Genomic DNA, 1,304 nt, shown 5'->3' with positions numbered 1-1,304 from the left:
ATAATCAATCACACGAACGAGCCAGAGCCTCCAATGCTCAAGCCGCTCTGATGTCCCATTTTATTTGACGACGGACAATCTACCATCTGTATAATGAGACGCGTTTCCGTTGGCTCCGGGCGGCGCACTACGGAAAGCCTAATTGCGATATCAACCACTTCACCGTCAGGTTTTGTATATCTTTGCTCGATACGAGATGCACTAATGTCAGAGGTAAGCAGTCTCTCGACTTCGTCGCGAACATTTTTAAGCGTCTCTGTGTTCGAGAGCTTCCAGAACTTCTTCTGTTCGAGCTGACCGCGTGGATAGCCGAAGAGCGAATAGCATGAGTCGTTGAGAAGCAAGAATGTGCCATCCATTGCGAGAACCGCCATTGCCACGGGGGCATTGGCCAGCAACATTTCCAGTCCAACTTTCCGGGCTTTCGCAAGTTCCAAAGCGTTCTCGAGCGGCGTGATATCAATCATCGTGCCGAGAAGTCGAACGGCCCGCCCTTGGTCATCTCGCTCCGTCACTCTCAAGATAGAACGCATCCAGCGCCAAGAGCCATCACCAACCCTCATGCGAAACTTCGCCTCGGATTTTTCGATGCGACCTTCGATGCATTCCGCATCAAGCGCTTCTACGGTCGTTCGGTCATCCGGATGGATTCGTGCGCGCCATTCATCGTCAGAATTCCGCCCGTCAGATTCACATATACCAAGGAGTTGGAACCATGCATCTGAAGCGACTCCCGTGCCCGTACGAAGATCAGACTCGAATACGCCGATCTGGCTTCCCTCCAGGGCAAGGTTCCAGCGTTCTTCCTGATCTCTAAGAGCCTGCCAAGCCCGCACGCGACTTGTCACCTCGTTCATGTTAACAATGTTAAATGTTTGCCCAGCTACATCCGTATACTGGCTTAGGGTGACCTCACAGAAACGCAGCTCTCCTCTACCTTTCGGGATGGCGATGATGTTCTCAAGCTCGCTGTCCCCAAGAGACTCAATGCACAGCTTCCCCTCTTGAATAGACAACGCAGGTAGCAGTTCCGAAATATTTGAACCGATGCCGTCTTCTACCCCGAGCGGCAACAGCTCCTCAGCGCTCTTGTTGCGAAAGACGACGCTACCCCTTTTATCAACAACCCAGACGCCAAAGGGGCTATTCTGGATGATAGATCGAAACATCAAGTTTGTCTCCGGATAATGCACGGATTTTACGGGGGCGAATTTCAATTGATAACTATGAAGTGGTCCTGCTTTTTGGGACAGGTTTGCGGCTCAGCTAAGATGCATTCGGGTTAGGTTTCATGCCGCTTGGTT

At 51.5% G+C, this 1,304-nt stretch carries 1 protein-coding gene; it reads right to left on the bottom strand.

The annotated features are described in order from the left end of the window. Positions 1-8: 8 nt before the first annotated feature. Positions 9-1,169: a PAS domain-containing protein gene (locus DC366_RS19470; protein WP_133176260.1), complete on the bottom strand. Its 1,161-nt coding sequence runs from the start codon at positions 1,167-1,169 to the stop codon at positions 9-11. Positions 1,170-1,304: the final 135 nt, after the last annotated feature.

The sequence above is a fragment of the Pelagivirga sediminicola genome (assembly GCF_003072125.1).
In the GTDB taxonomy this organism is placed as follows: domain Bacteria; phylum Pseudomonadota; class Alphaproteobacteria; order Rhodobacterales; family Rhodobacteraceae; genus Roseovarius; species Roseovarius sediminicola.
The sequence above is the reverse complement of the archived record's forward strand: the minus strand, read 5'-3'. Positions and strand labels throughout refer to the sequence as shown.